Annotated in this window: 25 protein-coding genes and 2 pseudogenes; 17 read left to right on the forward strand and 10 right to left on the reverse strand. The window is 71.7% G+C overall.

The window, feature by feature from the left end; genetic code table 11:
• The first annotated feature begins 106 nt into the window (after window positions 1-106).
• The 3 genes and pseudogenes from ACZ3II_RS39195 to ACZ3II_RS39205 all read left to right on the forward strand — a co-directional run.
• Window positions 107-1,567, forward strand: coding sequence for a family 43 glycosylhydrolase (locus tag ACZ3II_RS39195; RefSeq protein ID WP_465525110.1), 1,461 nt, complete (start codon window positions 107-109; stop codon window positions 1,565-1,567).
• A 276-nt stretch (window positions 1,568-1,843) separates the two neighbouring features.
• Window positions 1,844-3,250: a family 43 glycosylhydrolase gene (locus tag ACZ3II_RS39200; RefSeq protein WP_465525112.1), complete on the forward strand. Its 1,407-nt coding sequence runs from the start codon at window positions 1,844-1,846 to the stop codon at window positions 3,248-3,250.
• A 186-nt stretch (window positions 3,251-3,436) separates the two neighbouring features.
• Window positions 3,437-3,538: pseudogene (locus ACZ3II_RS39205) on the forward strand (ATPase); the annotation flags it as partial.
• A 7-nt stretch (window positions 3,539-3,545) separates the two neighbouring features.
• Here the strand turns inward: ACZ3II_RS39205 and ACZ3II_RS39210 are convergent.
• From ACZ3II_RS39210 to ACZ3II_RS39245, 8 genes and pseudogenes are all read right to left on the reverse strand, one after another.
• Window positions 3,546-3,998, reverse strand: a complete 453-nt coding sequence (locus ACZ3II_RS39210; RefSeq protein WP_465525114.1) for an arsenate reductase ArsC — start codon at window positions 3,996-3,998, stop codon at window positions 3,546-3,548.
• 32 nt (window positions 3,999-4,030) lie between these two features.
• Window positions 4,031-4,438 (reverse strand): GNAT family N-acetyltransferase, encoded by a 408-nt coding sequence (locus tag ACZ3II_RS39215; RefSeq protein ID WP_465525116.1) that lies wholly within the window; start codon window positions 4,436-4,438, stop codon window positions 4,031-4,033.
• Entirely contained in the window at window positions 4,435-5,169 is a 735-nt protein-coding gene (locus ACZ3II_RS39220) for an aquaporin (RefSeq protein ID WP_465525118.1), read from the reverse strand. Before ACZ3II_RS39220 ends, ACZ3II_RS39215 begins: the two co-directional genes overlap by 4 nt.
• On the reverse strand, window positions 5,166-5,846 hold the full coding sequence (locus ACZ3II_RS39225; protein ID WP_465525120.1) for an arsenate reductase/protein-tyrosine-phosphatase family protein: 681 nt from the start codon (window positions 5,844-5,846) through the stop codon (window positions 5,166-5,168). The genes ACZ3II_RS39220 and ACZ3II_RS39225 overlap by 4 nt, the downstream gene beginning before the upstream one ends.
• A 43-nt stretch (window positions 5,847-5,889) precedes the next feature.
• Window positions 5,890-6,160 (reverse strand): annotated as a pseudogene (locus ACZ3II_RS39230) (ArsR/SmtB family transcription factor).
• 40 nt (window positions 6,161-6,200) lie between these two features.
• Window positions 6,201-6,812: a DUF4865 family protein gene (locus ACZ3II_RS39235; RefSeq protein ID WP_465525122.1), complete on the reverse strand. Its 612-nt coding sequence runs from the start codon at window positions 6,810-6,812 to the stop codon at window positions 6,201-6,203.
• A 49-nt stretch (window positions 6,813-6,861) separates the two neighbouring features.
• The gene (locus ACZ3II_RS39240) at window positions 6,862-7,401 is read right to left on the reverse strand and encodes a TetR family transcriptional regulator (RefSeq protein WP_465525124.1); all 540 of its coding nucleotides are present in this window, start codon (window positions 7,399-7,401) and stop codon (window positions 6,862-6,864) included.
• 378 nt (window positions 7,402-7,779) lie between these two features.
• The gene (locus tag ACZ3II_RS39245) at window positions 7,780-10,719 is read right to left on the reverse strand and encodes a S8 family peptidase (protein ID WP_465525126.1); all 2,940 of its coding nucleotides are present in this window, start codon (window positions 10,717-10,719) and stop codon (window positions 7,780-7,782) included.
• Window positions 10,720-10,867: 148 nt separating this feature from the next.
• Between ACZ3II_RS39245 and ACZ3II_RS39250 the strand changes: the two genes are divergently transcribed.
• From ACZ3II_RS39250 to ACZ3II_RS39280, 7 genes are all read left to right on the forward strand, one after another.
• A complete protein-coding gene (locus tag ACZ3II_RS39250) occupies window positions 10,868-11,083 on the forward strand; it encodes a hypothetical protein (RefSeq protein WP_465525128.1) in 216 nt (71 codons plus the stop codon).
• 43 nt (window positions 11,084-11,126) lie between these two features.
• Window positions 11,127-12,176 carry a CobW family GTP-binding protein gene (locus ACZ3II_RS39255; RefSeq protein WP_465525130.1) on the forward strand — a complete coding sequence of 350 codons (1,050 nt, stop codon included), beginning with the start codon at window positions 11,127-11,129 and terminating at the stop codon, window positions 12,174-12,176.
• Window positions 12,177-12,300: 124 nt separating this feature from the next.
• Entirely contained in the window at window positions 12,301-12,438 is a 138-nt protein-coding gene (locus tag ACZ3II_RS39260) for a hypothetical protein (RefSeq protein WP_465525132.1), read from the forward strand.
• 214 nt (window positions 12,439-12,652) lie between these two features.
• On the forward strand, window positions 12,653-13,993 hold the full coding sequence (locus ACZ3II_RS39265; protein WP_465525134.1) for a ricin-type beta-trefoil lectin domain protein: 1,341 nt from the start codon (window positions 12,653-12,655) through the stop codon (window positions 13,991-13,993).
• A 243-nt stretch (window positions 13,994-14,236) separates the two neighbouring features.
• Window positions 14,237-15,529 carry a hypothetical protein gene (locus ACZ3II_RS39270; protein ID WP_465525136.1) on the forward strand — a complete coding sequence of 431 codons (1,293 nt, stop codon included), beginning with the start codon at window positions 14,237-14,239 and terminating at the stop codon, window positions 15,527-15,529.
• 4 nt (window positions 15,530-15,533) lie between these two features.
• Window positions 15,534-15,881 (forward strand): pectate lyase family protein, encoded by a 348-nt coding sequence (locus ACZ3II_RS39275; protein WP_465525380.1) that lies wholly within the window; start codon window positions 15,534-15,536, stop codon window positions 15,879-15,881.
• A gap of 39 nt (window positions 15,882-15,920) precedes the next feature.
• A complete protein-coding gene (locus ACZ3II_RS39280) occupies window positions 15,921-16,676 on the forward strand; it encodes a sterol desaturase family protein (protein ID WP_465525138.1) in 756 nt (251 codons plus the stop codon).
• Here the strand turns inward: ACZ3II_RS39280 and ACZ3II_RS39285 are convergent.
• Window positions 16,673-16,882, reverse strand: a complete 210-nt coding sequence (locus ACZ3II_RS39285; protein ID WP_465525140.1) for a dodecin — start codon at window positions 16,880-16,882, stop codon at window positions 16,673-16,675. The two genes, ACZ3II_RS39280 and ACZ3II_RS39285, sit on opposite strands and share 4 nt — an antisense overlap.
• A 100-nt stretch (window positions 16,883-16,982) precedes the next feature.
• Between ACZ3II_RS39285 and ACZ3II_RS39290 the strand changes: the two genes are divergently transcribed.
• Entirely contained in the window at window positions 16,983-18,212 is a 1,230-nt protein-coding gene (locus tag ACZ3II_RS39290; protein WP_465525142.1) for a metallophosphoesterase, read from the forward strand.
• 203 nt (window positions 18,213-18,415) lie between these two features.
• Here the strand turns inward: ACZ3II_RS39290 and ACZ3II_RS39295 are convergent, their stop codons facing one another.
• Window positions 18,416-19,015 (reverse strand): TetR/AcrR family transcriptional regulator, encoded by a 600-nt coding sequence (locus ACZ3II_RS39295; RefSeq protein WP_465525144.1) that lies wholly within the window; start codon window positions 19,013-19,015, stop codon window positions 18,416-18,418.
• A 95-nt stretch (window positions 19,016-19,110) separates the two neighbouring features.
• Here ACZ3II_RS39295 and ACZ3II_RS39300 point away from each other — a divergent pair, with 95 nt between their 5' ends.
• The 6 genes from ACZ3II_RS39300 (at window position 19,111) to ACZ3II_RS39325 (ending at window position 26,565) form a co-directional block, all read left to right on the forward strand.
• Window positions 19,111-20,454: a cytochrome P450 gene (locus tag ACZ3II_RS39300; protein ID WP_465525146.1), complete on the forward strand. Its 1,344-nt coding sequence runs from the start codon at window positions 19,111-19,113 to the stop codon at window positions 20,452-20,454.
• A gap of 12 nt (window positions 20,455-20,466) precedes the next feature.
• Window positions 20,467-22,050 (forward strand): succinic semialdehyde dehydrogenase, encoded by a 1,584-nt coding sequence (locus ACZ3II_RS39305; RefSeq protein ID WP_465525148.1) that lies wholly within the window; start codon window positions 20,467-20,469, stop codon window positions 22,048-22,050.
• A gap of 64 nt (window positions 22,051-22,114) precedes the next feature.
• Window positions 22,115-23,275: an acyl-CoA dehydrogenase family protein gene (locus tag ACZ3II_RS39310; RefSeq protein WP_465525150.1), complete on the forward strand. Its 1,161-nt coding sequence runs from the start codon at window positions 22,115-22,117 to the stop codon at window positions 23,273-23,275.
• Window positions 23,272-24,237, forward strand: coding sequence for an acyl-CoA dehydrogenase family protein (locus ACZ3II_RS39315; RefSeq protein WP_465525152.1), 966 nt, complete (start codon window positions 23,272-23,274; stop codon window positions 24,235-24,237). The genes ACZ3II_RS39310 and ACZ3II_RS39315 overlap by 4 nt, the downstream gene beginning before the upstream one ends.
• Window positions 24,234-25,736: a class I adenylate-forming enzyme family protein gene (locus ACZ3II_RS39320; RefSeq protein ID WP_465525154.1), complete on the forward strand. Its 1,503-nt coding sequence runs from the start codon at window positions 24,234-24,236 to the stop codon at window positions 25,734-25,736. The genes ACZ3II_RS39315 and ACZ3II_RS39320 overlap by 4 nt, the downstream gene beginning before the upstream one ends.
• A complete protein-coding gene (locus ACZ3II_RS39325; RefSeq protein ID WP_465525156.1) occupies window positions 25,726-26,565 on the forward strand; it encodes an SDR family oxidoreductase in 840 nt (279 codons plus the stop codon). The genes ACZ3II_RS39320 and ACZ3II_RS39325 overlap by 11 nt, the downstream gene beginning before the upstream one ends.

A 26,565-nucleotide genomic window follows, 5' to 3' on the forward strand; every position in this document is an offset into this window, starting at 1 on the left:
TGCTCGTCTACCACTACTACGCGAACAACGGCGCGTCCCGGCTCGGCATCAACCTGCTCGGCTACGACACGGCCGGCTGGCCCTTCGCCTACTAGAAGCGGGGACGATGATGAGACGCATCCTGACAGCGGCCGCCGCGCTCCTCACCGCGGCCGTGGGCGCGGTCGCCGTGACGACGTCGGCCGACGCCGCCACCGTGTCGACCGGTGTGCCGTACGTGCTGGTCAACCGCAACAGCGGCAAGGCCCTCGACGTCTACAACCTGGCCACCGGCGACGGCGCGGCGATCAACCAGCACACCCGCAACGACGGGGCCTGGCAGCAGTGGAGGTTCCTGGACTCCGGCGGCGGCTGGTACCGGCTGCAGTCGGTGCACAGCGGCAAGGTCCTCGACCTGCCCACGGCCGACAACGGCGTGCAACTCGTGCAGAACACCGACCGGAACGACGCCCGGCAGCAGTTCCGGCTGGCCGACTCGGCCGGTGGTCATGTCCGGCTGATCAACCGCAACAGCGGTAAGGCGCTGGAAGTGTGGGAGTGGTCCACCGCCGACGGGGCCAAGGTGTCGCAGTACCAGGACGTCGACGGCAACAACCAGCAGTGGCAGCTCGTCGCGCTGTCCACCGCGGCACGGACGTTCATCAACCCGATCAAACGGGGCGGCCCGGACCCGTGGCTGCAACACCACAACGGCTACTACTACCTGGCCACCACCACCTGGAACTCGACCATCACGATGCGCCGTTCGGCCACCCTGGCCGGTCTGGCCGGCGCCCCGGATCAGGTCGTCCTCAACCTGGCCGGACGGCCGAACGGCTGCTGCACCATGTGGGCGCCGGAGTTCCACCTGATCAACGGGCGCTGGTACCTCTACTACACCGCCGGGCAGAACGTGTCCGACTTCAACCCCACCCAGCGGCTGCACGTCGCCGAGTCGGCCGGCAGCGACCCGATGGGCCCGTACACGTTCAAGGCCGACCTGGGCAACGAGTGGGCGCTCGACGCCAGCGTGCTGCGCGTCGGCAGCAGCCTGTACCTGATGGGCACCTACAACGCCGGCGGCTCCTACGGGCAGTCCAACTTCATCCAACGGCTGTCCAACCCCTGGACGCTCACCGGCTCCAAGGCCCGGCTCAGCTCGCCCACGCTGTCCTGGGAGCGGCAGACCCATCCGGTCAACGAAGGCCCGGAACCGCTGTACCGCAACGGTCGCGTCATGGTCGTCTTCTCCGCCTCGGCCTGCTGGGGACCGGACTACAAACTGGGCATGCTCACTCTCACCGGCACCGATCCGATGAACATCAACCACTGGACCAAGAGCCCGAACCCGGTATTCCAGCGCAACGACGCCAACAGCGTCTTCGCCCCCGGCCACAACGGGTTCTTCAAGAGCCCCGACGGCACCGAGGACTGGATCGTCTACCACGCCAACGACTCCGCCGGCGGCGGCTGCGACATGAACCGGTCCACCCGCGCCCAGAAGTTCACCTGGAACGCCGACGGCACCCCGAACTTCGGCGCCCCGGCACGTCTCGGCGTCACCCTCACCGCACCCTCCGGCGAGTAACCGTCCTTCCCGCGCCCGCCCCGGCCACCCCGGCCGGGGCGGGTGTCCCTCCGCGCCCCGGAAAGGCAGAATCCCCATGCCACTGTCCCGACGGAACCCGGGCCCCCGGCCGTCCGCGTCGATCATCGTCGAGTCGCCGGCCAGTGCGATGAGCATCGGTCTGGATGTCGCCGACACGGCGAGACAACAGGAATACGGCTCACCGCCTTCTGGCCCTCGTTCGCTGTTATCGCTAACATTGACGGTTGACATGACCGTAACGTGCTCGGAGGCGCTATGACCGCCCGGCGAGCCGGCGCCCTGCTGGCCACCACGACCGTGATCACCGGATGTGCCATCGCGTTCCTCGACGCCGCCGCCCAGGCCGCCACCCTGCCCACGGGCGCGCGCTCCCTGGAGCCGGTCAACTACCCCGGGCGGTACGTGCGCCACCTCGACGGTCTCGCCCGGATCGACCCGGTCACCTCCAGCAGCACCGCCCAGGCCAAGGCCGACGCCACGTTCACGGTGGTCAACGGGCTCGCCGCGCCGTCGTGCTACTCGTTCCAGGCCAAGAACGGCCAGTTCCTGCGGCACCGCGACTACCGGCTGCGGCTGGACACCAACACCGGCGACGCGACGTTCCGGGGTGACGCGACATTCTGCGCGGTCGACGGCTCGGTGGCCGGGTCGGTCGCGCTGGCCTCGTACAACTATCCGTCCCGGCGGATCCGGCACCGCGACTACGCGCTGTGGCTGGACACCTATCAGGACACGGCGGCGTTCCGGGCCGACAGCTCGTTCCGGCTCACCACCGCCTGGGCGCCGAAGACCGCGAAGAACCCGGTGCTGCCCGGCCTGTTCGCCGACCCGCACATCACGAACTTCAACGGCCGCTACTACCTCTATCCCACCACCGACGGGTACGCGGGCTGGGCCGGCACCTATTACAAGGCGTTCTCCTCGGCCGACCTGGTGAACTGGACCGACCATGGGGTGATCCTGGATCACGGGCCGGACGTGTCCTGGGCCGACAACTCCGCGTGGGCGCCCGCGGCCGCCGCCGCCAACGGCAGGTACTACCTGTACTTCTCCGGTGGCCTGGCCAGCGGCAACACCGCCAAGCAGCTCGGTGTGGCGGTATCGGACTCGCCGACCGGGCCGTTCCGCGACGCTCTCGGCCGGCCGCTGGTGACCAGCGGCCAGTTCTCCGGCGGGCAGGCCATCGACCCGATGGTGTTCACCGACACCGACGGGCGCTCGTACCTCTACTGGGGGCAGGGCGTGTGCCGGGTCGTGCCGCTCAACGCCGACATGACCTCGTTCGACCCGGGCCAGGTGCGCACGATCACGCCGAGCGGGTACAACGAGGCGCCGTTCGTGCTCAAACGCAACGGAACGTATTACCTGATGTGGTCGGAGAACGACACCCGGAGCGAGAACTACCAGGTGGCGTACGCGACGAGCAGCTCACCGCTGGGCCCGTGGACGAACCGGGGTGTCGTACTCAGGAAAGCTCTTGATCTCGGCATCAAGGGCACCGGTCACCACTCGGTGGTGCAGGTCCCCGGCACCGACACCTGGTACATCGCCTACCACCGGTTCGCCGTGCCGGCCGGCGACGGCACCAACCGGGAGACCGCCGTCGACCGCCTGGAGTTCACCACCGACGGCACCATCCGCCCGATCGTCCCCACCCTCTGACTGCGCTTCTTCGTTGGCGACGGCTGATGCCGGGCCGCCGCGCAGGTAGGCGAAGAGGACGGCGTGGACTGCCGCGGGCGGGCCGGTCAGCATCGGTGGCTCGGTGCCCGGGAAGGTCATGATGCAGGTGGCGTCCTCGAGGTAGTACTCCATCACCGCCGCGTGGTCGCACCGCAGCCACCTGCCGTCGAACACCGCCACCTCGACCGGCACGGTCCCGGCTGGGAATCCGTGCGCGACGGTGCCGCCCACGACCAGGGATGGCCGCTCTATCTGGCCCGCTACGCCACCCTGTTCACTCAGCCGGATCCACCGATGGCTGAGGTGTGGAGCGGCGGCCCATCAGTGGTTCCAGGCCGGCGAGCAGGACCTCGATGCGGGCCTTGATCTCGTCACGGATCGGGCGGACGGATTCGACACCCTTGCCGGCCGGGTCCTCGAGTTTCCAGTCCTCGTAGCGCTTGCCGGGGAAGACGGGGCAGGCGTCGCCGCAGCCCATGGTGATGATGACGTCGGATTCCCGGGCGGCGTCCCAGGTCAGCTTGGTCGGGATCTGGTCGGTGATGTCGATGCCGACCTCCTTCATCGCCTCCACCGCGGCCGGATTGATCGTCTCGGCGGGAGCGGAGCCGGCGGAGCGGACCTCGACGGTGTCGCCGGCGAGGTGGCGCAGCCAGCCGGCGGCCATCTGGGAGCGGCCGGCGTTGTGGACGCAGACGAACAGGACGGTGGGCTTGGTGTCGCTCATGGCCGGAACTCGCTTTCGTACGGCACGGGGTGTCAGTTGACGGTGGGGCTGCGGCGTTCGAGCAGGATGACGTCACGCCAGTGGCCGTGATGGCGGGCGATGCGTTCGCGGGTGCCGATGGTGCGGAAGCCGCGTCGGGTGTGCAGGGCACGGCCTATTCCCTGGCCGCTGCGGTCGGGGTGGACGGAGACGGAGTGTTCGGCGACGCCGGCGTACGCGGCCCGGGTGGACACCGCTGAGCAGGCGATCCAGCCGATGACAGTACCGTCGGTGTCGGCGGCGACATGGCGGTGCCCGGCCGGCCGGGCGGCGTCGAAGGCGTCCCAGGTGGGTGCGGCGGTCTCGAAGGTGGCGTTGCCGGTGGCGATACCGGCGGCGTAGATCGCCGGCACCGATGCCGCGTGCTCGGCTGTCATCGCGATCACCCCCACGGTGCTCATGCGCGGGCCGGGCCGGCGTCGTTGTGCGGGACCACGACGGCGTGGTCACCGGCGTGCGGATAGAGCGCCACCACCAGGCCCACCCCGATGAGCAGGCCGGCGAACTGGGCGAGGACGAAGCCGGGGACCGAGGCGGGGGCGATGCCGGCGAAGGTGTCGGTGAAGGCGCGGCCGATGGTGACGGCCGGGTTGGCGAAGCTGGTGCTGCTGGTGAACCAGTAGGCGGCGCCGATGTACGCGCCGACGGCGGCCGGGGCGGCCGCAGCTCTGCCGGACCGGCCGAGCGCGAAGATCAGCAGGAGCAGGCCGGCGACGGCGACCACCTCACCCAGCCACAGGTTGCCGGCGGCCCGTTCCTTCGCCGACATCGTGACCGGGGCCAGGTCGAACATCAGGTTCGCCAGGATCGAGCCGGCGATGGCTCCCAGGGTCTGCGCTACGGCGTACCCCGCGAGGTCTTTGATGGTCAGGCCGGTGCCGGTGCGGCGGCCGAGGAACCAGTCGGCGGCCGACACGACCGGGTTGAAGTGGGCGCCGGAGATCGGGCCGAAGGTGAGGATGAGCGCGCCGAGGGCGAACGCGGTGGCGACCGAGTTCTCCAGCAACTGCAGGCCGACGTCGTCCGGCGACAGTTCGACCGCCATGATGCCGGAGCCGACGACGGCGGTGACCAGCAGCGCGGTGCCGAGGAACTCGGCGAGCAGCCGCCGCCACAGGATGATCGGGGTCATGACGGTCCGCCGGCCGCGAGGGCGAGCCGGTCGACGCGGTCGGCGAGGTCGGTGTACGCGGCCTCGAACGCCTCGTCGGTGTCCACCCGGGCGGGATCGGGCACCGACCAGTGCAGCCGGGGCCGGACCGGGCCGGTGAGATCCTCGTGGGCGTTGTCGCAGACCGCGATGATCAGGTCGCCGTCGTGCACGACGTCGTCGACGTGGTGGGTGCCGGCCGGGTCGAGGGCGAGGCCGTGCTCATGGGCGACCCGGACGGCGCGGGGGTGGACCCGCTGGGCGGGCGCGGTGCCGGCCGAGGCGACCGGGCCGCCGACACGGTCGCGCCACAGGGCGGCGGCCAGCTGCGACCGGGCGGAATTGTGGGTGCAGACGAATACCACCCGATCCGCGCTGTCCCACCGCGGGGTGGTGAGCGAGGACAGCACGCCCGGGACGAGGCGCAGGTAGGTGCGGCGGCGGTCGCCTTCGGACCGTGTCCGCACGAGCAGGCCGGCCTCGTGCAGGACCTTGACGTGGTGGGCGACGAGGTTGCTGGGCATGCCGAGGTCGGTGGCGATCTCGCCGGGGGAGGCGTCGCCGAGGACGAGCGCGTCGACGATGGCGAGGCGGGCGGGGTCGCCGAGGGCGGCGTGCACACGGGCCCGCGCCGCCAGCGATGAAGGTTCAGCAGTCATTGACTCAATAGTCGCTGAGAAATTCCGTCGTGGCAAGTGAACGTCAGCCGAGCAGCGCCGACAGTCTCCGGATCATGTCCTGCCGGGGGCGGTAGTAGACCCAGCTCGCCCGGCGCTCGGCGTCGACCAGGCGGGCTTCACGCAGGGTCTTCAGGTGATGGGAGATCGTCGGGCCGGACACCGCGGACGCAGATCTCGCGGCCCGGGGCCGAGGCGATCATCGACATCAGCTGCAGGCGGACCGGGCCGCCGAGCGCTTCGAAGGCCGCGGACAGGTTCACGGCGGTGGTCGCGTCGATGCGCTGCTGTCCCATCGGCGGGCAGCACGGGGCCTCCGTGTCCTTCTCCGGGGTGTCATCGCGCGGCTGTCAGACGGTTCTCGACCCGGTCGGGCAGCCGCCGGCGTTCCGGAGCCGAGGTGTGCAGCACCTGGAACAGCTCGGCGGCGTCCGGAACGTGATCGGGACGCCGCTCGTGCAGGGTGAACGTGACGAGTTCCCAGGTGCGCGGGTCGACCCCGTACGCCCCCAGTCGGATCTCGCCCTTCTCGGTGGCCTCGGCGAGCCGGGTGTCCGTTGTGCGGGTGACGGCCACGATGTCGGCATCCGCGGTCAGGGCGGTCCGCTGCCGGATCGCGTACGCCGGAGGGGTCCGCCAGTCCGCGGCCTGGTGGGCGGTGCCGCCGATCCAGGTCTGCACCACCGGCCGGCCGAAGTCACGCAGGATCGCGGTGAAGCCGGCGCCCGACCAGAGGAAGGACGACGCACCCGCCGTGTCGGCCCAGAGGTAGAACGGGGCGTACTGGTTGGCGGTGGAGCCGTCGATGCCGCGTTCGCGGATCAGGAATGCTTTCAACCCCAGACCGGGGTACGAGTCGAGCAGGTGACCGGAGGCGGCGACCCGGTCGCGGATGATCCGCATGTCGTAGTCGGCGGGCAGCGTCATCTCGTACTGCATCGCAAGCATGTGTTCTCTCAGTCCCTCGGATAGTCGTCGGCGTGGGAGGCGACGGCGATCACGGCGCGGTCGCCAGTCCCTTGAGCAGGCCGAGAAGGCCCCAGACGGCGGCGGTGAACCGCTCCTCGTCGAGGTCGGCGCGGGCGAGCACGTACCCACCCTGCAGTGTGGACAGGATCGTCGCCGCGAGGTCGCCGGGCGCGATGCCGGGGGCCAGCTCGCCGCGGGCCTGTCCGTCCTCGATCACCGCTGCGAGCGCCCCGCGCACCCAGGCCAGGGCGTCCGCCACCGGCTGCCGCAGGTGGTCGGCAGCGAACACCTCCGGGTCCTGCGTCATGCGGCCGATGCGGCAGCCGCGGAGCACGTCCCGGTCGCGCAGCAGGAACCGCTCGAGCCGCTCGTAAGCGGTGCCGGGGGAGTCGAGAGCCTCCCGGGCGGCCCGCGTGAGGGTTTCGGCGTTGTGCCGGATCGCGGCCACCGCGAGGTCCTGCTTGCCGGCGAAGTGGTGGTAGAGGCTGCCCTGCCCGACCGCGGCGCGTTCCAGCACGGCCGAGGGGCTGGTGCCCACGTAGCCGCGTTCCCACAACAGATCCGCCATGCCTTCGACCAGGCGCGTACGAGCGTCTTTGCCTGTCACGGTGCAACCCCTGCCTCTCCGGGCGAGCGCCGAGCGAATGCCGCACCGGCTCGCTCACCATACATACTAGTAGGTATGGCGGCAAAGCCTGGGCAGCGTCGCTTTGCCGAGGCCGCGAATCGTCAACCCGCTGCGGTGATCCGGTGTACCGCGGTTGCGGTATCAGGGGCGCCGGTAGTTTTCGGCGGAGTAGCGTCGTCGGCCTGGCGTCCCTCACGTGCGCTCAGCTGCCGGTCGGGCAGCCGGACCAGGTGCGTGCCGTCCCGGACGCGGTGCGGGCCGGGAACTGACCAGCTGAGAGCAGGGGACACCGCCGTGTGGCGGTGTCCCCACGAGCTGTCAGGCGCCGACGGACAGCACGGTCTGGCCGATCCGGGTGGTGCCGTCGCTGTAGGCGATCAGGCCGAGGTAGCGGCTTCCGGCGGTCAGGCCGGTCCACGCCGCGGTGACCTTGGCCGGGGTGCCGAGGGTGACGGCCTGAGCGGCCGGGGTGGCCGTCAGGTTGCCCGCGGCGGTCTCACCGACGATCCACGAGTGGTGCGCGACGTCGAGCTCCTCCACCCCGGGCGCGGTGGCGAACTGGACCACGTAGACGTCGTACGCGCCGGCCGCCAGGGTGACCTTCTCCTCGGCCGTCGAGCCCGCGCTCGACGCCACCAGGGTGCTGGTGCCGGCGCGGTAGGCGAACAGGTCCAGGTCGGTGCCCGCCGGCACGTCGGCGTCGAAGGTCGCCGCCCGGGCCAGGCGGGTGCCGGCCGGAACGGTCAGCGTCACCTTGCCGACGGACGGGCCGGCCGCCGGGGCCGCCGAGTCGAAGTCGGTCTCCGAGCCGGCCAGGTGCAGCCGGTCCACCACGGACGGGACCAGCCCGGCCGGGGTGGCGCTCAGGGTGCCGGCGAAGCCCGGAATGACGGTCAGGTCCGTCGAGCCACTGACCCCGGTCCCGGTGGCCTGCACCGGGGCGGCGATCGCGACCGGCCGGATCGCGATCGGGCTGCGCACGTCGGACGAGACCAGGCGCTTCGGGTCGGCCCGGTTGACCCAGGTCAGGGAGCCGAAACTCCACTGGCCGATCGCGGCGTCGGTGCGGGTGACGGTCACCTTGTACGACGCGGACTTGCCGGGCGCGACGACGAACCGCTTCGGCGTGACGGTCACCGTCGTACCCGCGGGCGCCTGGATCTTGGCTTCGTAGATGCCCGGGAACCTGCTGACGTTCGTCACGGTACGGGTGGTCGTCTGCTTGCCGGCCAGGTCACCGATCGAGATCGACGGGTAGTTGAGGTCCGTCGGGTCGATCGCGCCGTACTGGGCGCAGGCGGCCCCGGTCGCGCCGCTGCCGCACGCGAACCGGATCCAGTCCGGGTAGGTGGAGTCGAAGACCAGACCCGGCCGGTACGACTGGCCGGGACGAACGTGCCCGGAGCCGTAGTCGAGCGGCGTCGCGGCGGTCCCGGCCCGCTGGATCGGCCGGCCGGTGGCGTCGGTCTGGCCCGCGGTGGTCATCATCGCCGACTTGACCCAGATCGGGGACCAGCGGGGATTCTCGCTGATCATGAGGGCGGCCAGGCCGGCGATGTGCGGGCTGGACATCGAGGTGCCGGAGTACGCGTCCCACGTGCGGCCGTTGTTCGCCGGCGGGGCGACCGGCGCCACCACGTCGACGCCCGGCGCGGTGATGTCGGGCTTGAGCAGGTCACCATTGCCGGCCAGGGCCGGGCCGCGCGACGAGAAGGAGGCCATCTCCGGGGCACGGACCTTGACCGCGACACCCGCCGACAGGCTCGCGGTGGCGCCGGCGGAGGCCGCGTACGCCTTGATCGCAAGCCCTGCCGCGCTGTTGACGTGCACTGTCGGCACGAAGTGGTAGTCGGCGTTGACCGAGTTGTCGGGGTTGTTGTAGAGGATCATCCCGACGCCACCGGCCTGCTTGACCGCCAGGCTCTTGTCCGGACGGGAGTTGCCGCCCCGCAGGCACAGCACGATCTTGCCGGTTACCGTGGCCGGGTCGAGCTTGCCGGAGTAGCACAGCCGCGCGTCGGCGACCGGGGTGCCGGGCAGGCCGGCCACCTCGGAGTCGATCAGCGGCGCCGACGGCACGGCCGAGCCCTGCCCCGCACCTGCGTAGGTGGCGCCGTTGCCCAGCGTCACCGACTTGTTGGACCCGCGGTCATGGGTGCTGGCCGCCACCGTGGTGACCCACGGCGAGTTGTGCGCGACAGTGCTGGCGGTGGGCCCGCTGTTGCCGGCGGACGCGGCGACGAACACGCCCGCGTTGGCGGCGTTGAGGAACGCCAGCTCCACCGGGTCGACGAACGACGACGTGGAACCGGAGATCGAGTAGTTGATGACGTCGACACCGTCGGTGACCGCCGCGTTGATGGCCGCGACCAGGTCGACTGTCGTGCCGCTGCCGCCGCCGCCCTGATCCCACAGGGCCTTGTAGACGGCGAGACGGGCGGCCGGGGCCATGCCGGACGCGTCCCCGACGACCTTGCCGTCGATGACCGCGTCGACGCCGTGGTTGCCGACGGCGGTGCCGGCGGTGTGCGAGCCGTGGCCGTTGAAGTCACGCGGCGACCGGAACTCGGCGGGATTCGTCTCGTCGAGCGAGCCCTCGGTGAAGTAGCGGGCGCCGATCAGCTTGTTGTTGCAGGTGACGTTGCGGGCCGGGTCCGTCTCCTCGCCCTGCTGGCAGACCCCGCGCCACTTGGCGTCGATGATCCGCTGGTCCGGGCGCGGGCCGGGAAGGGCGGCGAACGCCGGGTTCTCCGGCCAGATGCCGGTGTCGATCACGCCGACGATGACGCCGAGCCCGGCCCTGGCCGAGCCGCCGAACTGGCGCTGCCACACGCCGCCGCGGCCGGTCAGCCCGAGCAACTGCGGGGTGGAGACGGTGTCGGCCTTGTGGACGGTGTTCTTCGACACGGCCAGCACACCGGGGCTGCGGCGCAGCACGTCCGCCTCGGTGGTGGACAGGCGGGCGGCGTATCCGCTGAAGGCCACGTCGTACTCGTAAAGGGTCTCGCCCGCCGACACACCCGCCAGCCGCTGGGTCCGCTGCCGTTCGGACTTCAGATGCGCCCGGTACGCCTTGGCGGCGCTCGTGCTCAGGTCGATCTTCTCGCCCGAGCCGGGCCGGGTCGCGGGGATCCCGGAGACCCCGCCGGTGTACGCGGCGACCGGCGGCGCCGCCAACTGCACGATGTAGAGGCTCGCGGCCTGTTCCGGCGCCCCTCGGGCCACGTCGGCGCCACCGATGACCAGGGCGGCGGACATCGCTACGGCTAAGGCCGTGCGGGCGGTGTGTCTCGTTGGCACAGGCGTCCTCCGGGTAGAAACGCTCACATTGATCCCGGAGCATATTGAGAAGCATCTACCGGCGGAAGATCACGGATCGGTCCTAGCGCGGGGTGATGATGGCGGTATGGAATCGCGTCTGCGCACCCTGTCCGGGATCGTCACGGCCGGCGTCGAGCATCAATGCCTGCTGATCGGCGACTATCAGCTCGTGGGTGGGGATCGTGCGGTGATACGTGCCGGGGCGAACGTCGCGGTCACCGGCCGGGTGATCCCCGACCTGGTCACGACGTGCCAGCAGGGCACACCGTTCCTGGTCAGCTCGGTGCAGCTGATCGGCTGATCGCCGGGTCACCCGCATCCGCGGCGTCAGTATGCTCGCGGTGATGGATAACGACGTGACGGTCCGGCGCCGTGCCGTGGGGCGGGTGCCGGTCATCGCGCTCACCGGCCACCTCGGCGCCGGCAAGACGAGCCTGCTCAATCATCTGCTGCGCCGGCCCGGCGCACGCCTGGGCGTCGTGGTCAACGACTTCGGGACGCTGAACGTCGACGCGGCGCTGGTCACCGGGCAGGTCGACGAGGCCGCGGCGATCTCCGGCGGCTGCGTGTGCTGCCTCGAGGACGCCGGCGGCCTGGACGACGCGCTGCAGCGTCTGTCCCGGCCCCGGCTGCGGCTGGACGCGATCCTGGTGGAGTCCAGCGGCGTGGCCGAGCCGGTCGCGCTCGCCCGTCTCATCGGCCTGAGCAGCGTCAGCGGCATCCGGTCCGGCGGCCTCGTCGAGGTGATCGACGCCGTCGAACACTTCCGGACCGTGGACCTCTGGCCGGAGCCGCCCCTGCGCTATGCGGCGGCGACGCTCGTCGTCATCAACAAGGTGGACCTGTTGCCGGCCGGGGACCGCGACCAGGTGCTCGACCGGATCCGGGAACGGGTCCGGCTACGTCAGCCGCACGTGCAGATCGTCACCGCCCGGCACGGCAGGATCGACCCGGCGCTCGTGTTCGACACCGCCGCCGACGAGGACCCGGTCGACGAACTGCCGCTGGCCCGGCTCGTCCGCGAGCAGAACCGTGAGCGTGACGACCACGAGCATGCCCGGGCGGCCTCCACACCACTGACCCGGCCGGTCTCGCCGAGCCTGCTGATCGACCTGCTGGAGAACCCGCCCACCGGCGCCTACCGGCTCAAGGGCCGGGTACGGGTGCACGGGTCCCGGGCCGAACAGGGCTTCGTCGTCAACGTCGTCGGCACCCGGATCCACATCATGCCGCTGCCCGAACCGCCGCCGGCCGGTGAGCTCGTCGCGATCGGCATGCACCTGGACCAGGCGGCCGCACAGCGGCGCCTGGACGCCCTGGCGAGCACACCGGCGAACGAGCCGGACACCGCCGGGCTCCGGCGGCTTCGCCGTTACCGCCGGATCAGTACCTGACACGGTCCGCTACGCCGAGAGTTCGACCGCGCCAGACTTCGTCTACTTCCTGCTCACGTACGCGCTCGGCATCACCCGCTGGAACGGGTCCGCCGGCGCACGGCCGGAACGTCTGCTCGGGAAGATGCCACGGCAGACCCGGCTCGGCCCGGCCTCCGGTGTGTGGACGCCGCTGAACCTCCTTGGCGCGCGCTGCTGGGTGCACCAGCGCTTCCGTGACCAGATCGCCGCCGCCGACCGTGACGCCGGCTTCACCCCATAGGCATTGCGGTAGGGATGAGCTGAGCTGACGGCGCACGCGGGAGTGGCGGGCCGGTTCGAGGGCGTCTACGCCGCGCGCGGAGGCGCGGGTCCGCGAGCACTGGATGAAAATTCTTATTGCTCAGAATGCGTTGCAATCGTAAAGGTTTTTGCCTTCTCATTGACGGAAGTCGACGACGATACGGCTCGGCTCACCCCCTCCAAGGAGCTATCTCGTGACCAGATCTCTCGTCCGCCGCATCCTGGTGACAGCCGTGACGGTGGCCGTCGCCGCGGCGGTGACAGCCGTCGGACTCACCACCGCCGCGCCGGCGAGCGCCGCCGTGGCCTGCGGTGTCCTCTTCGACGACTTCGACTACGGCTCCAGCGCCGACCCGGCGCTCGGCCGGCGCGGCTGGCACGTACGCACCAATCAGGGCGGTCCCGGTGTGCCGGGAGCGACCTGGTCCGCCGGCAACGTCTCGTTCCCCACCGTGGACGGTCAGAAGGTGGCTCGTCTGCAGGCCTCCACCGACGGCACCGCGGGCGGCACCAGCCACGCCGAGTTCTCGCTGTCCGGCCGGCGGTTCTTCGAGGGCACCTACCTGGCCCGGATCAAGTTCTCCGACACCCCCGCCACCGGCCCGGACGGCGACATCGTGAACCAGACCTTCTACACGATCAGCCCGCTGCGGTACGCGTTCGACCCGATCTACAGCGAGCTCGACTTCTCCGAGTACCTGCCCAACGGCGGGTGGGGCGAGAGCGGCCCGACGAACTTCCAGACCACCTGGTACACCTACCAGCCCGACCCGTGGGTGCAGGACCGCCAGTACAGCAAGCAGAACGCCAGCATCGCCGGGTGGCGCGACGTCATGGCCACGGTGGCGAACGGCGAGATCAAGTACTACATCGACGGCCGGCTCGTCGGCGCTCACGGCGGCAAGTACTACCCCCGGCAGAACATGTCCCTCGACTTCAACCAGTGGTTCATCGACCTGACCGGCCACTCCGGCGGCACCAGCGTCTGGCACCAGCACATCGACTACGTGCTGCACGCCAAGAAGCAGGTGCTCACGCCGGCCCAGGCGACCGCGCAGGCGAACGCCTTCCGGGCGAACGGCGCCACCCACACCGACACCGTCACCGGCGACAACGACTGCACGCCCGGCTCGACGGGCAACCCGCAGCCGACCGGTACGCGGATCGCCAGCAACTGGAACAACAAGTGCGTCGACGTGTCCAACGGCAACTTCAACCCGGGCCAGCGCCTGCAGGTCTGGGACTGCGCCGACACGGTCAACCAGAGGTTCGAGTTCACCGGCGGCACGCTGCGCGCGCAGAACAACACCTGCATGGACGTCGCCGGGGCCGGCACCGCCGACGGCACACCCATCCAACTGGCCACCTGCAACGGCCACGCGGCTCAGCAGTTCGTCCTCACCGCGGCCGGCGACCTGGTGAACCCGATGTCCGGCAAGTGCGTGGACATCGCGGCCTGGAACCCGGACAACGCCGCACCCCTGCACCTGTGGACCTGCGTGGGCGGCGCCAACCAGAAGTGGCGCCGCATCTGACGCGCCATGAGCCGCGACGAGTTCCGCACCGATTCCGGCGACCTGCGGCGACTCATCGAACGGCCGACCGTCACCCCGGCCGAGGCGATCGCCGCCGCGCTCCACTGACCGGCCGGCGCCGCCGCCGGTGACGCTGATCAGCGTCACCAGGCTGAACAACGCCTTTCCGGTGCTGTCAGCCGTGGTCAGCGGGCGTCGAGGAGCGCGCGGCCCGCTGACCGGAGGCGTTGCTACCGTGCGCGCATGACACACGGACCCGGAGGTTCCTCCAAGGTGGCCGGCCTCGCCGTCGCCGCAGCCGTGGGCGCGCTCGCCGGCGCCGCACTCACCGGCCGGCGCGGCTCCCGGGCGGCGGCCGGCGGGCTGGCCGGCGCGGCGATGCTCACCGCGGTCGAGGCGGTCGCCCGTGCCCGCCAGCGGCCCGGCGAGATCCCGGCGTGGTGGTCACGCGTGGTGATGAGCGGCGCATTCGCGGCGCCGGCGGGATGGCTTGCCGGGCGGCTCACCGGCGCCGGGCCGGTCACGGTGGGGGTGGCCGCAGGCGCCGTCGCCGGCGCGCTCGGGTTGCGCCCGCAGAAGGTGGTCCTCGGCCCGGTCGCCGGGGCCGCCGCCGGGCTCGCCTGGCGCCTGGCGGGCGGCCGCGGCACGCCGCCTGCCGTGGTCGCGGCGAGCGCGGTGGTCGGCTACCGGGCGCTGGCCGCGCTGCTGTTCCGCGACCCGCAGGTGAGTCTGCTGGCCGAGCGCGCGCGGGCCGAGGACCTGCCGTTCGTGGTGCCGCTGGAGGCCCGCGCCGGCTACGTCGGCACCGGGTATGTGCGTGAGCTGGCCGGCGTGCTGGGTGGCAGTTACCGCGCGGACGCGGCGGATGCCGGGATCGTCGCCTCGCTCGACGACCTCGCCGGGCCGGACTTCGACCCCGCCGGTGTGCACCCGCTGGTACGTGAGTTCTACGAGCGGACCACCCGGTTCACCCTGGACATCGTGCCCGAGTGGCGGCCCTGGGTGCGGCCCGGCTACCTGCTGTACCGCACTCTGGTGGCCCGGCCGCTGGGCCAGGCGAACGTGCCGATGAACCAGCGCGAGACGGTCCGCGGCGTCCGCAGCCGCATCGACACGATCACCCCCGACGGCACCGGCGTGATCGGCGTACGCGGGTGGATCCGCTCGTTCGCCGACACCGACGAGCCGATCTACGTCGGCATCTACACCACCTACCGGCACGACGGCCGGGGGTATGTCAGCGTCGGTTTCCCGGTGCCGCAGAGCAACTTCACGGCCACGCTGCTGCCGCTGCCCCGGCCAGGTGGCGGGCTCGTGCTCACCAGCAGCAGCGCGCTGCCCCACCCCGGCCACTATCTGAGCTACGTCGACCCGGAGACCCGGGAACTGACCACGCTGGCCGTGCACGGTTTCACCGAGCGGCTCGACGTCTTCGTCGCCGACGGCGAGCTCCGGGCGGCGCACGCGTTCGCGCTCTACGGCCTGCCGTTCCTGACGTTGCACTACCGCATCCGCCGCAAGGCCGTGACCACCTGACGCACTGGCCGGGTTCTTCCTCGGCGCCGGCGTCAGGAACGTCATCATCCGGAACCTGACCATCGGCGACACCGCGATGGCCGCCGATGACCCGGACGACAAGGACTTCGACTACGACGGCATCCAGATGGACACCGCCGACCACGTGTGGATCGACCACACCGGCCAGCGCGACCCCAGCGCCGGCAATCTGCAGAGCGGCAGCATCCTGGTGAGCTGCACCGGCAAGGCGACCACGTCGGGGCCGGCGTTCAACCCGGGCGACTTCTATCCGTACACCCTCGATCCGGCGGCCGACGTGCCCGCCCTGGTCCGGGCCGGCTCCGGCCCGCAGCCCGGCATCGGCTTCTGACAGAGCCGCGGGTTGACGCCCGGCGGCAGGATGGCGGGCATGCTGGACTTCCTCGAGGCGCTGCACCCCGGGTGGTTTGCGCTGCTGGCGCTGGTGGAGAACATCCTGCTGGCCGGGGTGGGCGCGCTGCTCGGGCACGTCGCGCTGCGGCTGCCCGGCGCGCGGCGGCTCACCCCCGAGCCCGGGCCGGTGAGCCGCCTGGAACTCGGGCTGGTCGCGAGCACGACACTGCTGAACACGGCGGTCACCGTGGCGGGGTGGTGGCTGTGGAAGCACGGCGTGATCGAGTTGCGGGGCGGGTTCGGGTTCGGGGCGCTCGCTGAGCTGCTGGTTCTGATCATGGTGATGGACGTGCTGATGTACGCCGGGCACGCCACGGTGCACCTGCGGGCGCTGTTCCCGTGGGTGCACCGGCTGCACCACGTGTTCGCGGACGCGCGGCCGATCACGCTGTTCGCGCTGCATCCCCTCGAGGCGATCGGGTTCGGGGCGATGTGGCTGGTGGTCCTCGCCGTGTACCCGTTCACGGTGGGGGCGCTGGCCGCGTACACCGCAGTGAACCTGATCTTCGGGATCCTGGGGCACCTCGGGGTGGAGCCGTTGCCGCCCGCCGTACGCCGCAATGTGGTCTTCCGCTGGGTCGCCACGCCCGCCATGCACGTCGGGCATCACGCCGACCCCCGCTACAACCTCGGCTTCTACACCACCGTGTGGGATCGGCTCCTCGGCACGCTGGAGCCGGGGTACGACAGGCGGCGCACCGCTGACGTCCCCGACCCGTACCCCGTGGCCTAGTCGTCGACGCGGAACCCGAGTTTCACCAGCACCTGGTAGTGGGCCACCTCCCCGTCCACCACCTGGCCACGGATCTCCTTGGCCTCGAACCACTCGATGTTGCGCACCGTCTCCGCGGCCTTCCTGACCGCGGTGCGGATGGCGTCGTCGACGCTCGTGGGGCTGCTGCCGACGACCTCGGTCAGCCGATACACGTGATGGGTCACGGGCCCAACCTACGGGCGCTCTCAGGGTTTTGACAGCGGAACGCTGGTAGCTTTCGCCGTCGACCGAGCCGTTCGGTCGAGCCGGAGGACGCACCAATTCATGATCGTTTTAGCTGTGCTGGCGGCGGTTGCCGTCGTCGGCGTGTTCGGCGCGCTGCATTGGTACCTGTGGCGGCGCCTGGTCGCGGCGACCACCACGCCGGGAAGCCGGTGGCGGCGAGCCGGGACGGTGCTGTTCACCGCCGCGCCCATCCTGGCGGTGGCGGCGATGGCCGGCGAGTCGCTGCCGGTCCCGCTGGTGGTCAAGAGCATCCTCGCCTGGCCGGGGTACATGTGGCTGGCGATCTTCCTGTATCTGCTGCTCGCGGTGCTTGCGGGGGAGCTGGTACGGCCACTGCTGACCCGCTGGCTGCACAGCCGGGACGCCGCGCCGGTGCTCGTCGGGGCGGCGGGTGACACCCGTACATCTGACGCCGAACCGGAGACCGTGACCGGGCCGCCGCAGATCAACCGCCGCATATTCGTCTCCCGGGTGGTCGGCGCGGGCGCCGTCGTGGCCGCCGCCGGAACCGTCGGGCTCGGCACCTGGAGCGTGCTCAACGGCCCCGGCGTCAAGCGGATCACCGTGCCGCTGGCGAAGCTGCCGCGCAGCGCGCACGGGTTCCGGATCGCCGTGGTCAGCGACGTCCATCTCAGCGCGGTGCTCGGGCGCGGGTTCGCGCAGCGGGTCACCGACACCATCAACGCCACCCAGCCGGACCTGATCGCCGTCGTCGGTGACCTGGTCGACGGCGACGTCGACGAGCTCGCCGGGTCGGTGGAGCCGTTGCGGGGGCTGCGATCGCGGCACGGAACGTTCTTCGTCACCGGCAACCACGAGTACTTCTCCGGCGCCGACGAGTGGATCGACAAGGTGCGCGAGCTGGGCTGGCAGCCGCTGGAGAACGCGCGGACCGCGATGCCCGGGTTCGACCTGGCCGGGGTCAACGACGTCGCCGGGGAGGACTCGGGGGCGGGGCCGGACTTCGGCAAGGCGCTCGGCGACCGGGATCCGGCGCGGGCGTCGGTGCTGCTGGCCCATCAGCCGGTGCTCATCGACGAGGCGGTCCGCTACGGCGTGGACCTGCAACTGTCCGGCCACACCCACGGCGGTCAGATGTGGCCGGCCACCATGATCGCCGACGCGGCGAACCCGACGCTGGCCGGGTTGGAGCAGTACGGCGACACGCAGCTGTACGTCAGCCGTGGCGCGGGCGCGTGGGGGCCGCCGGTCCGGGTCGGCGCCCCGTCCGACGTCACGATCGTGCAGCTGGCGTCCCGCCAGGCCTGATTCCAGCGTGTTGAGTTCGGCCGTCATGTGCGCCCGTAATCCACACGCCGCTGGGTGTGTTGAGTTCGGCCGTCATGTGCGCCCGTAATCCACACGCCGTCGGGTGTGTTGAGTTCGGCCGTCATACGCGCCCCGATTCCACACGCCGCTGGGTGTGTTGAGTTCGGCCGTCATGCGCGCCCGAAAGTCACACGCCGTCGGGGTCAGCGGTAGATGCCCAGGAGAGCCCGGGAGGCGGCCTCGACGATCTCGTCGGTGGACGCCTCCAGGGCGCCGTCCAGCCAGGCGGTGATCAGCTCGGCCATGCCGCCGATGAACAGCATCCCGCCGATCTCGTCCTGCGCGGCGCTGCGCCCGGGATCACCGAGGACCTTGCGGGACTCCAGCGCCGACTGATGGGCGAGATGCCGCAGCAGGGCGGTCCGGCGCTGGCGTAACGCGGGCACGCCCACCGACTCCACGATCGCGACCCGCCCCTTGCGCGGGTCGGCGACCAGCAGCTCCATGAACGCCCGCACCGCCGCCCGGACCCGGTCGGCCGGGTCGGCGCCGGCGGCCTCGGCGGCGGCCCGGCTGCACTCCTCGATCTCGGCCGCGATCCCGTCCATCACCGCTTCGAGCAGCTCGTCGAGGCCGGTGAAGCTCTCGTAGAGGTACCGCTCGCTGAGCCCGGCCTCGGCGCAGACGGCGGTCATCGTGGTGCGGGTCCGCGGGTCGGCCCAGACGGTGAGGGCGGCGGCGAGCAGCCGGGCGCGGCGCCGGGCCACCCGGTCGACGGCGCTGACGCCACGGTAGACCGCCATGTCCGCAACCATGCCACAACAGTCCGGAAACATTGACAGGGCTCTCTTCCAGATTCAGGCTGGCCGGTACGAGGACGCCAGCGCGAGGTGAGCCCATGACGGCTGAGACGCGGAACCCGAGATCACTGCCCGGCCTGCGCCGCGAGGATCGTGGCCTGCCCTGGGTCGGCAACCTGTTCGTCTATCAGAAGGATCCGGTCGCCTACTACCGGCGGCAGTGGGAGCACTACGGCCCGGTCGCCCCGTCGTACATGATCGGCCGGACCACGGTGATGCTGCTCGGCCCGGACGCCTGCGGCGCGGCGCTGCAGAACCGGGACAAGGCGTTCGCCAACGGTCCCGCCTGGTCGGAGCTGGTCGGCCCGTTCTTCACGCGCGGCCTGATGCTGCTCGATCTCGAGGATCACCACGGGCACCGGCGGATCATGCAGGAGGCGTTCACCCCGCAGCGCCTGGACGGGTACACCCGGCGGCTGCACCCGGCGATCGAGCGGGGTGTCGCGGGCTGGGAGACGGGTCAGCGGTTCCCGGCGTACCGGCATCTCAAGCAGCTCACCCTGGACATCGCCGCCGACCTGTTCATGGGCGGGGCGGGGGAGACCAGCGCGGCCGAGATGGCCCGGGTCAACCGGGCGTTCATCGCGTGCGTGCAGGCGGCCGGCGGGATGATCCGGGCGGACGTGCCGTTCACCCGGTGGGGCCGCGCGTACCGGGCCCGGCAGGTCCTGGAGAGGTTCCTGCGGCACTACCTGCCGGCCAAGCGGGCCACCACCGGCGACGACATCTTCTCGGTGCTGTGCCACATCGAGACCGAGGACGGCGCCAGGTTCTCCGACGACGACGTGATCAACCACATGATCTTCCTGATGATGGCGGCGCACGACACGTCCACGATCACCACCACCGCGATCCTGCAGTACCTGGGCCAGCATCCGGAGTGGCAGGACCGCTGCCGGGCGGAGTCGCGGGCGCTCGGTCCCGCGCCGGACCGGGCCGGTCTGGAGTCCCTCACCTCGCTGGACCTGGTGATGCGGGAGGCGCTGCGGCTGCGCGCGCCGGTGCCGGTGCTGGTCCGCTACACGGTCAAGGACACCGTGGTCGAGGGCGTGCGGATCCCGGCGGACACGTTCTGCTCGGTCGGCATCCAGTTCACCCAGCTGATGGAGGAGTACTGGACGAACCCGATGGTCTTCGACCCGGAGCGGTTCGCGCCCGGCCGCCGCGAGGACCGTTCGCACCGGTTCGCGTGGGAGCCGTTCGGCGGCGGCGTGCACAAGTGCATCGGCCTGCACTTCGCGGGCCTGGAGGTGAAGGCGATCATGCACCGGCTGCTGCGCGGCCACCACTGGGACGTCGACCCCGGCTACGTGCCGCCGATGGACCAGCACTCGCTGCCGTTCCCGAAGGACGGCCAGCCCATCGTCCTGGTCCGGAACTGAGAGGGGTCGGCCGTGGACAACGGACCGGTCAGCGCCCATCGGCCCGCCTGGCTGACCGACGCCCGGCTCGCCTCGCTGCGCCGCTGGGTCGCGGTGCCCGCCTCCGGCGGCAGGACCATGCAGACCGCGATGGCGCCGTACGACGCCCTTCCCGCCGTTGCCGTGCCGGTGTGCACCGTCGAGGACGTCGAGGTGGCCGCCGACCGGGCCCGGACCGCGCAGGAACACTGGGCCGGACTGTCCTACTCCGCGCGCGCGGAGGTCGTACTCCGCTTCCATGATCTTCTCGTCGGCCGCCAGGACGAGGTGCTCGACCTGATCCAGTGGGAGACCGGCAAGGCCCGCCTGCACGCCTGGCAGGAGGTGCTGCTGCTGGGCACGGTGGCCCGGCACTACGCCCGGCACGGCGGCTCCTATCTGGCCGACCGCACCGTGCGCCCGGCCGTCCCGGTGCTCACCCGGGCGCGCGAACTGCGTATCCCCAAGGGTCTCGTCGGGATCATCGCCCCCTGGAACTACCCGCTCTACCTCGGCGTCGGCGACCTGATCCCGGCGCTGCTGGCCGGCAACGCCGTCGTCGGCAAGGCGGACGGCCAGACGCCGCTGACCGTGCTGTGGGCCCGCGCCCTGATGGCCGAAGCGGGCCTGCCGGAGCACGTGTGGCAGGTCGTCACCGGGGACGGGCCGGCCATCGGCTCCGCCGTCGTCGATGTCGCCGACCACCTGTGCTTCACCGGCTCCACCGCCACCGGCCGGGTCGTCGCCGAACGTGCCGCCCGCCGCCTGATCGGCGTCTCCCTGGAACTCGGCGGCAAGAACCCGCTGATCATCCGGGCCGACGCGGACCTGGACCTGGCCGCCCGTGGCACCGTCGAGGCGGCGTTCGCCAACAGCGGCCAGATGTGCATCCACATCGAGCGGGTGATCGTGGACGCGTCCGTGTACGACGCGTTCACCGCCGCGCTGCTGGCCGCCACCAGCGCGCAGCGGCTCGGCCAGGGTCTCGGCTACGGCTACGACGTCGGCCCGCTCGCCACCCGCGCCCAGCTCGACAAGGTCAGCGCGCACGTCGCCGACGCGGTCGCCAAGGGCGCGACGGTGCTGGCCGGTGGCCGGGCCCGCCCCGACATCAGCCCGTACGCCTACCAGCCCACCGTTCTCGCCGACGTCACCGACGACATGGACCTGTGCCTGGGCGAGACGTTCGGGCCGGTCCTGGCGCTGCACCGGGTCACCGGCGACGACGCCGCGATCGCCGCCGCCAACCGGGGCCGGCAGGGGCTGTCCGCCGGGATCTTCAGCCGGGACACCGTCGCGGCCGAGGCGATGGCGCGCCGGATCCGGGCCGGGGCGGTCAACATCAACGACGGGGCCGGGCTGGCGATCGGCACGGTGGAGGCGCCGATGGGTGGCCGCGGGGAGAGCGGGCTGGGCCGGCGGCACGGCGCGGAGGGCATCCGCCGGTTCACCGACGCGCAGACGGTGGCGGTGTCCCGGATGGGGCCGCTGGGCCCACCGCCGGGCCGTCCGGCGGAGTCGTTCGTGAACCTCGGCAATCGACAGTTGCGGCTGCTGCGGCGGCTCGGCATCCGGTGAGCCCGGCTGTCCCGGCACCGTCCGGACAGCCACCCTCAGCTTCCGGCGACCAGAAGGGATCAGTGTGGATTTCGACGACACCCCCGACGAGGCGGCCTGGCGGGCCCGGGTCCGCGCGTTCCTCGAACAGCGACGACCCGACCCGGACGATCCGCGGGGCTGGCAGGCCACCCTGTACGAGGCCGGCTTCGTCGGGGTGGCCTGGCCGGAGGCGGCGGGCGGGCGCGGCGGCACCCTCATGCAGCAGGCGATCGTCGACCAGGAGACGGCCCGGCTCGGGCTGCCCGCGCTGATCAACCTGATCGGCATCGGGATGTGCGGGCCGACCGTGATCATGCACGGCAGCGAGGACCAGAAGAGCCGGTACCTGAAACGGCTGCTGCGCGCGGACGACCTGTGGTGCCAGCTGTTCAGCGAGCCGGAGGCCGGCAGCGACCTGGCCGCGCTGCGGACCCGGGCGGTCCGCGACGGCGACGGCGGGTGGCGGATCAGTGGGCAGAAGGTGTGGACGACCCTCGCGCATCTGGCCGATTACGGGATCCTGCTCACCCGTACCGATCCCGATGTCCCCAAGCATCGCGGTCTGACCATGTTCGTCGTCGACCTGAAGGCGCCAGGCGTCACCGTACGGCCGTTGCGGCAGATGAACGGCGAGGCCCACTTCAACGAGGTGTTCTTCGACGACGTGGCGATCCCGGACAGCGAACGGCTCGGCGACCCCGGCGACGGCTGGCGGGTCGCGCTGACCACGCTGATGAGCGAGCGGCTGTCGCTCGGCGGCGGCGGCACCGGCATCGGCCCGAAACCCGAGGCGGTGGCCCGGCACGTCGCGGACCACCTCGGCGCGCTGCCCACGGACCGGCAGGCGCTGGCCCGCCAGCAGCTCGGGCGGGCGTACGTGGCCGCGCTCGGCGCCCGCTACACCGGCTACCGGCAGCTGTCCAAGCTCAGCCGCGGCGAGCTGCCCGGCCCGGAGGCGTCGGCGGGCAAGCTGAGCGGTACGCGATCCGCCCGCGACCTGACCGACCTGGCCGTCCGGGTGCTCGGCGGCGACGCCCGCACCGGCGGCGGCATCTGGCCGAACGCCCAGGCCGTGCTGCCCGGGATGGCCATCGCCGGCGGCAGCGACCAGGTGCTGCGCAACATCATCGGCGAGCGGGTCCTCGGGCTGCCCGCCGAACCCCGAGCGGACAAGGGCGTCACCTTCCGGGAGAGCATCCGATGAACTTCGACCTGGACACCGAACACCTCGATCTCGCGGCTGCGGCCCGTGACCTCCTGTCCGCCGCCGCGTCCCCGGCGGCGGCCCGGGACGCCCTCGACGGCGGCGGCCCGGTCCGGCCCGGCCGGGAGGAGCTGCTCAAGAGCGGTTTCGCCACGATCACCTGGCCGGACAACGGCGGCAGCGTCCTGCACCTCGCCGTGGTCGCCGAGCAGGCCGGGCGGGTCCTGGCCGGGCCGTCGCTGGTCACCTTCGCGCGGGCGGCGGTGCTGCTCGACGGGGACACCGAACGGCTGGCCGGGATCGCCGACGGCAGCCTCGCCGTGGCGGTTGTCGACGACGACGGGCCGGTCCTCGACGCCGCCGGGGCGACCACCTTCCTGGCGTTGCGGGACGGCGCGCTGGTCTGCGGGCCGGGCGAGGTCACCGTGCGGGAGCCGATCGACGCGACCCGCGGGCTCGGCGACGTCGTCCTGGGGCAGACCACGGTTCTGGTACGCGACGCGGCAGCGCTGTGGGAACGGGGCGAGCGGGTCGGCCGTACCATCCTGGCCGCGGAAGGCCTCGGTGCCGCCGCCGCCCTGCTCGACATGGGTGTGGCGTACGCGAAACAGCGGCACGCGTTCGGCCGGCCCATCGGCTCCTACCAGGCCGTCAAGCACATGCTCGTGGACGTCTACGTCGCCGTGGAAGAACTGCGGTCGCTGGTCTGGTGGGCCGCCTGGGCCGCCGACCACGCCCCCGGGGAACTGCCGCTGGCCGCCGCCGCCGCGAAGGCCGCCGCCGCGACCACCCTGGAACTGGCTGCCGAGACGGTGATCCAGGTGCACGGCGGGGTCGGGTTCACCTGGGAGCACGACGCGCACCTGTACTGGCGGCGGGCCAAGGTGGACCGGTTCCTGCTCGGCGACGACATCGCGGCCTTCGACGAGGTCGCCCGGCTCGCGACGGGAGCGGCGGCATGAGCTTCCACCTGGCGGTCCTGGCCGAGCAGGCGTACGAGCGGCTCGGCGACTACGAGTCGCTGTTCTTCGAGGGCGCCTGGCTGACCTCGACCGAGATCCACGAACGGTCCGTGCGGGCCGGGGCGGGGCTGCGCGCGCACGGGGTCCGGCCCGGCGACCGGGTGGTGGTGATGACGATGAACACGCCCGAGGTGTTCATCGCGTACCGGACCATCTGGCGGGCCGGCGCCGTGGTCACCCCGGTGATCTTCCTGCAGAGCGAGCCGGAGCTGCGGCACATCCTCACCGACTCCGGCGCCACCGCGGCGATCATCAGCCCCGAGCTGGCCGGCCTGTTCCGGGCCGCTTCCCATGACCTGGACATCGCCACGTTCGTCATCGGCGGGAACTACGCCGACCTGGAGGCCGCCGAACCGGCCGGGATCGTCCCGCGCGCCGACGACGACCTGGCCGCCCTGCTCTACACCGGCGGCACCACCGGCCGGGCCAAGGGCGTCATGCTCAGCCACCGCGGCCTGTGGGAGTCCGGCCACGGCCTGCAGCAGGCCGCCCGGACCGTCGACACCACCCGGTCGCTGCTGCCGCTGCCGCTGTCGCACGCCTACGGCCTGATCGTGGTGATCAGCGGCCTGCACTCGGACCGGCGGCTCGTCTCGGTGCTGCAACGCTGGTTCGACCCGGCGGGCTGGCTGCGGCTGGTCGCCGAACACCGCCTGGAGACCAGCCCGGTCGTGCCGACCATGCTGCAGATGCTGCTCGCCCAGCCGTACGCCGAGCATGATCTGTCGACGCTGCGGTCGTTCGGCTCCGGCGGCGCGACCCTGCCCCCGGCGATCCGGGCCGCCGCCGAGAAGGCGTTCGGCGTCACCGTGCTGCAGGGCTACGGCTGCACCGAGAGCAGCGCGGTGATCTCCGCGGAGACCCTCACCGAGCACCGGGCCGGCAGCGTCGGCAAGCCGTTGCCGCACGCCGAGGTGGCCATCGTCGACCTGTCCGGCAAGGAGCTGCCGGCCGGGGAGGACGGCGAGATCTGCGTACGCGGCCCGAACGTGATGCTCGGCTACTGGAACGACCCGGACCTGACCGCCCGGACCGTCCGGGACGGATGGCTGCACACCGGCGACGTCGGCCACCTCGACGACGACGGCTACCTGTACGTGGTCGACCGGATGAAGGACCTGATCATCCGGGGCGGGTTCAACGTCTACCCGCGCGACGTCGAGGACGCCCTGCTGGAACACCCCGCCGTGCAGATCGCCGCCTGCGTCGGCCGGCCCGACACCGAACACGGCGAGGAGGTGGTCGCGGTGGTGCAGCTCGTGCCGGGGCAGCGGGTGGACAGCGCGGAGCTGATCGAGTTCGCCAAGGCCCGGCTGGCGAAGTACAAGTACCCGCGCGACATCAAGGTCCTCGACGCGGTGCCGCTGACCAGCGTCGGCAAGATCAACCGCCGTGCGGTACGCGACCTCGTGAACCCGGGAGACGGCGATGACTCGTAAGATCGCCGGGATGGCCGTGATCGTCACGGGCGGCGCGCGCGGCATCGGCCGGGCCACCGCCGAACGCCTGGCCCGGCTCGGCGCCTCGGTCGCCATCGGAGACCTCGACGCCGATCTGGCCGCCACCGTCGCCGCGCCGTTCGGCGACCGGGTCGTCGCCGCCCGCCTCGACGTCACCGACCCCGCCTCCTGGGCCGACTTCCTCACCGAGACCGGCCGGCTCGGGCCGTGGGACGCGCTGATCAACAACGCCGGGATCATGCCGCTCGGGTCGCTGCTCAAGGAACCCGACCAGCTCACCCGGACGATCTTCGAGGTCAACGTCTTCGGGGCGATCAACGGTACGAAGGCGGTCGCCCCCGGCATGGTCGACCGCGGCCGCGGCCACATCGTCAACGTCGCCTCGGCGGTCGGCCGGCTCGCCGTCCCGAACGCGGCCAGCTACTCGGCGTCCAAGTTCGCCGTCGTCGGCTTCAGCGAGGCGATGCGGGCCGAGCTCGCCCCCGCCGGCGTCGACGTCACCGTCATCCTGCCGACCGTGGTCCGCACCGAACTGTCCGCGGGCGTGCCCACCGGCCGCGGCGTCACCACGGTCAGCCCGGACGAGGTGGCGCAGGTGATCGAGTCCGCGCTGCGCAAGCCGCAGCCGGAGCTGTGGGTGCCGCGGTGGGTGCAGGGCCCGACGAAGGTCACCCAGGCGCTGCCACGGCGGGTGGCGGCGGTGCTCGACCGGCTGTCCGACGCGGGCCAGCTGCTCAACCGGGTGGATCCGGCGGCGCGGGAGGTGTACGAGGAACGCGCCCGCCGCTCCGCCCAGGACCCGCCCTGA

Source organism: Actinoplanes sp. NPDC019969, assembly GCF_055562375.1.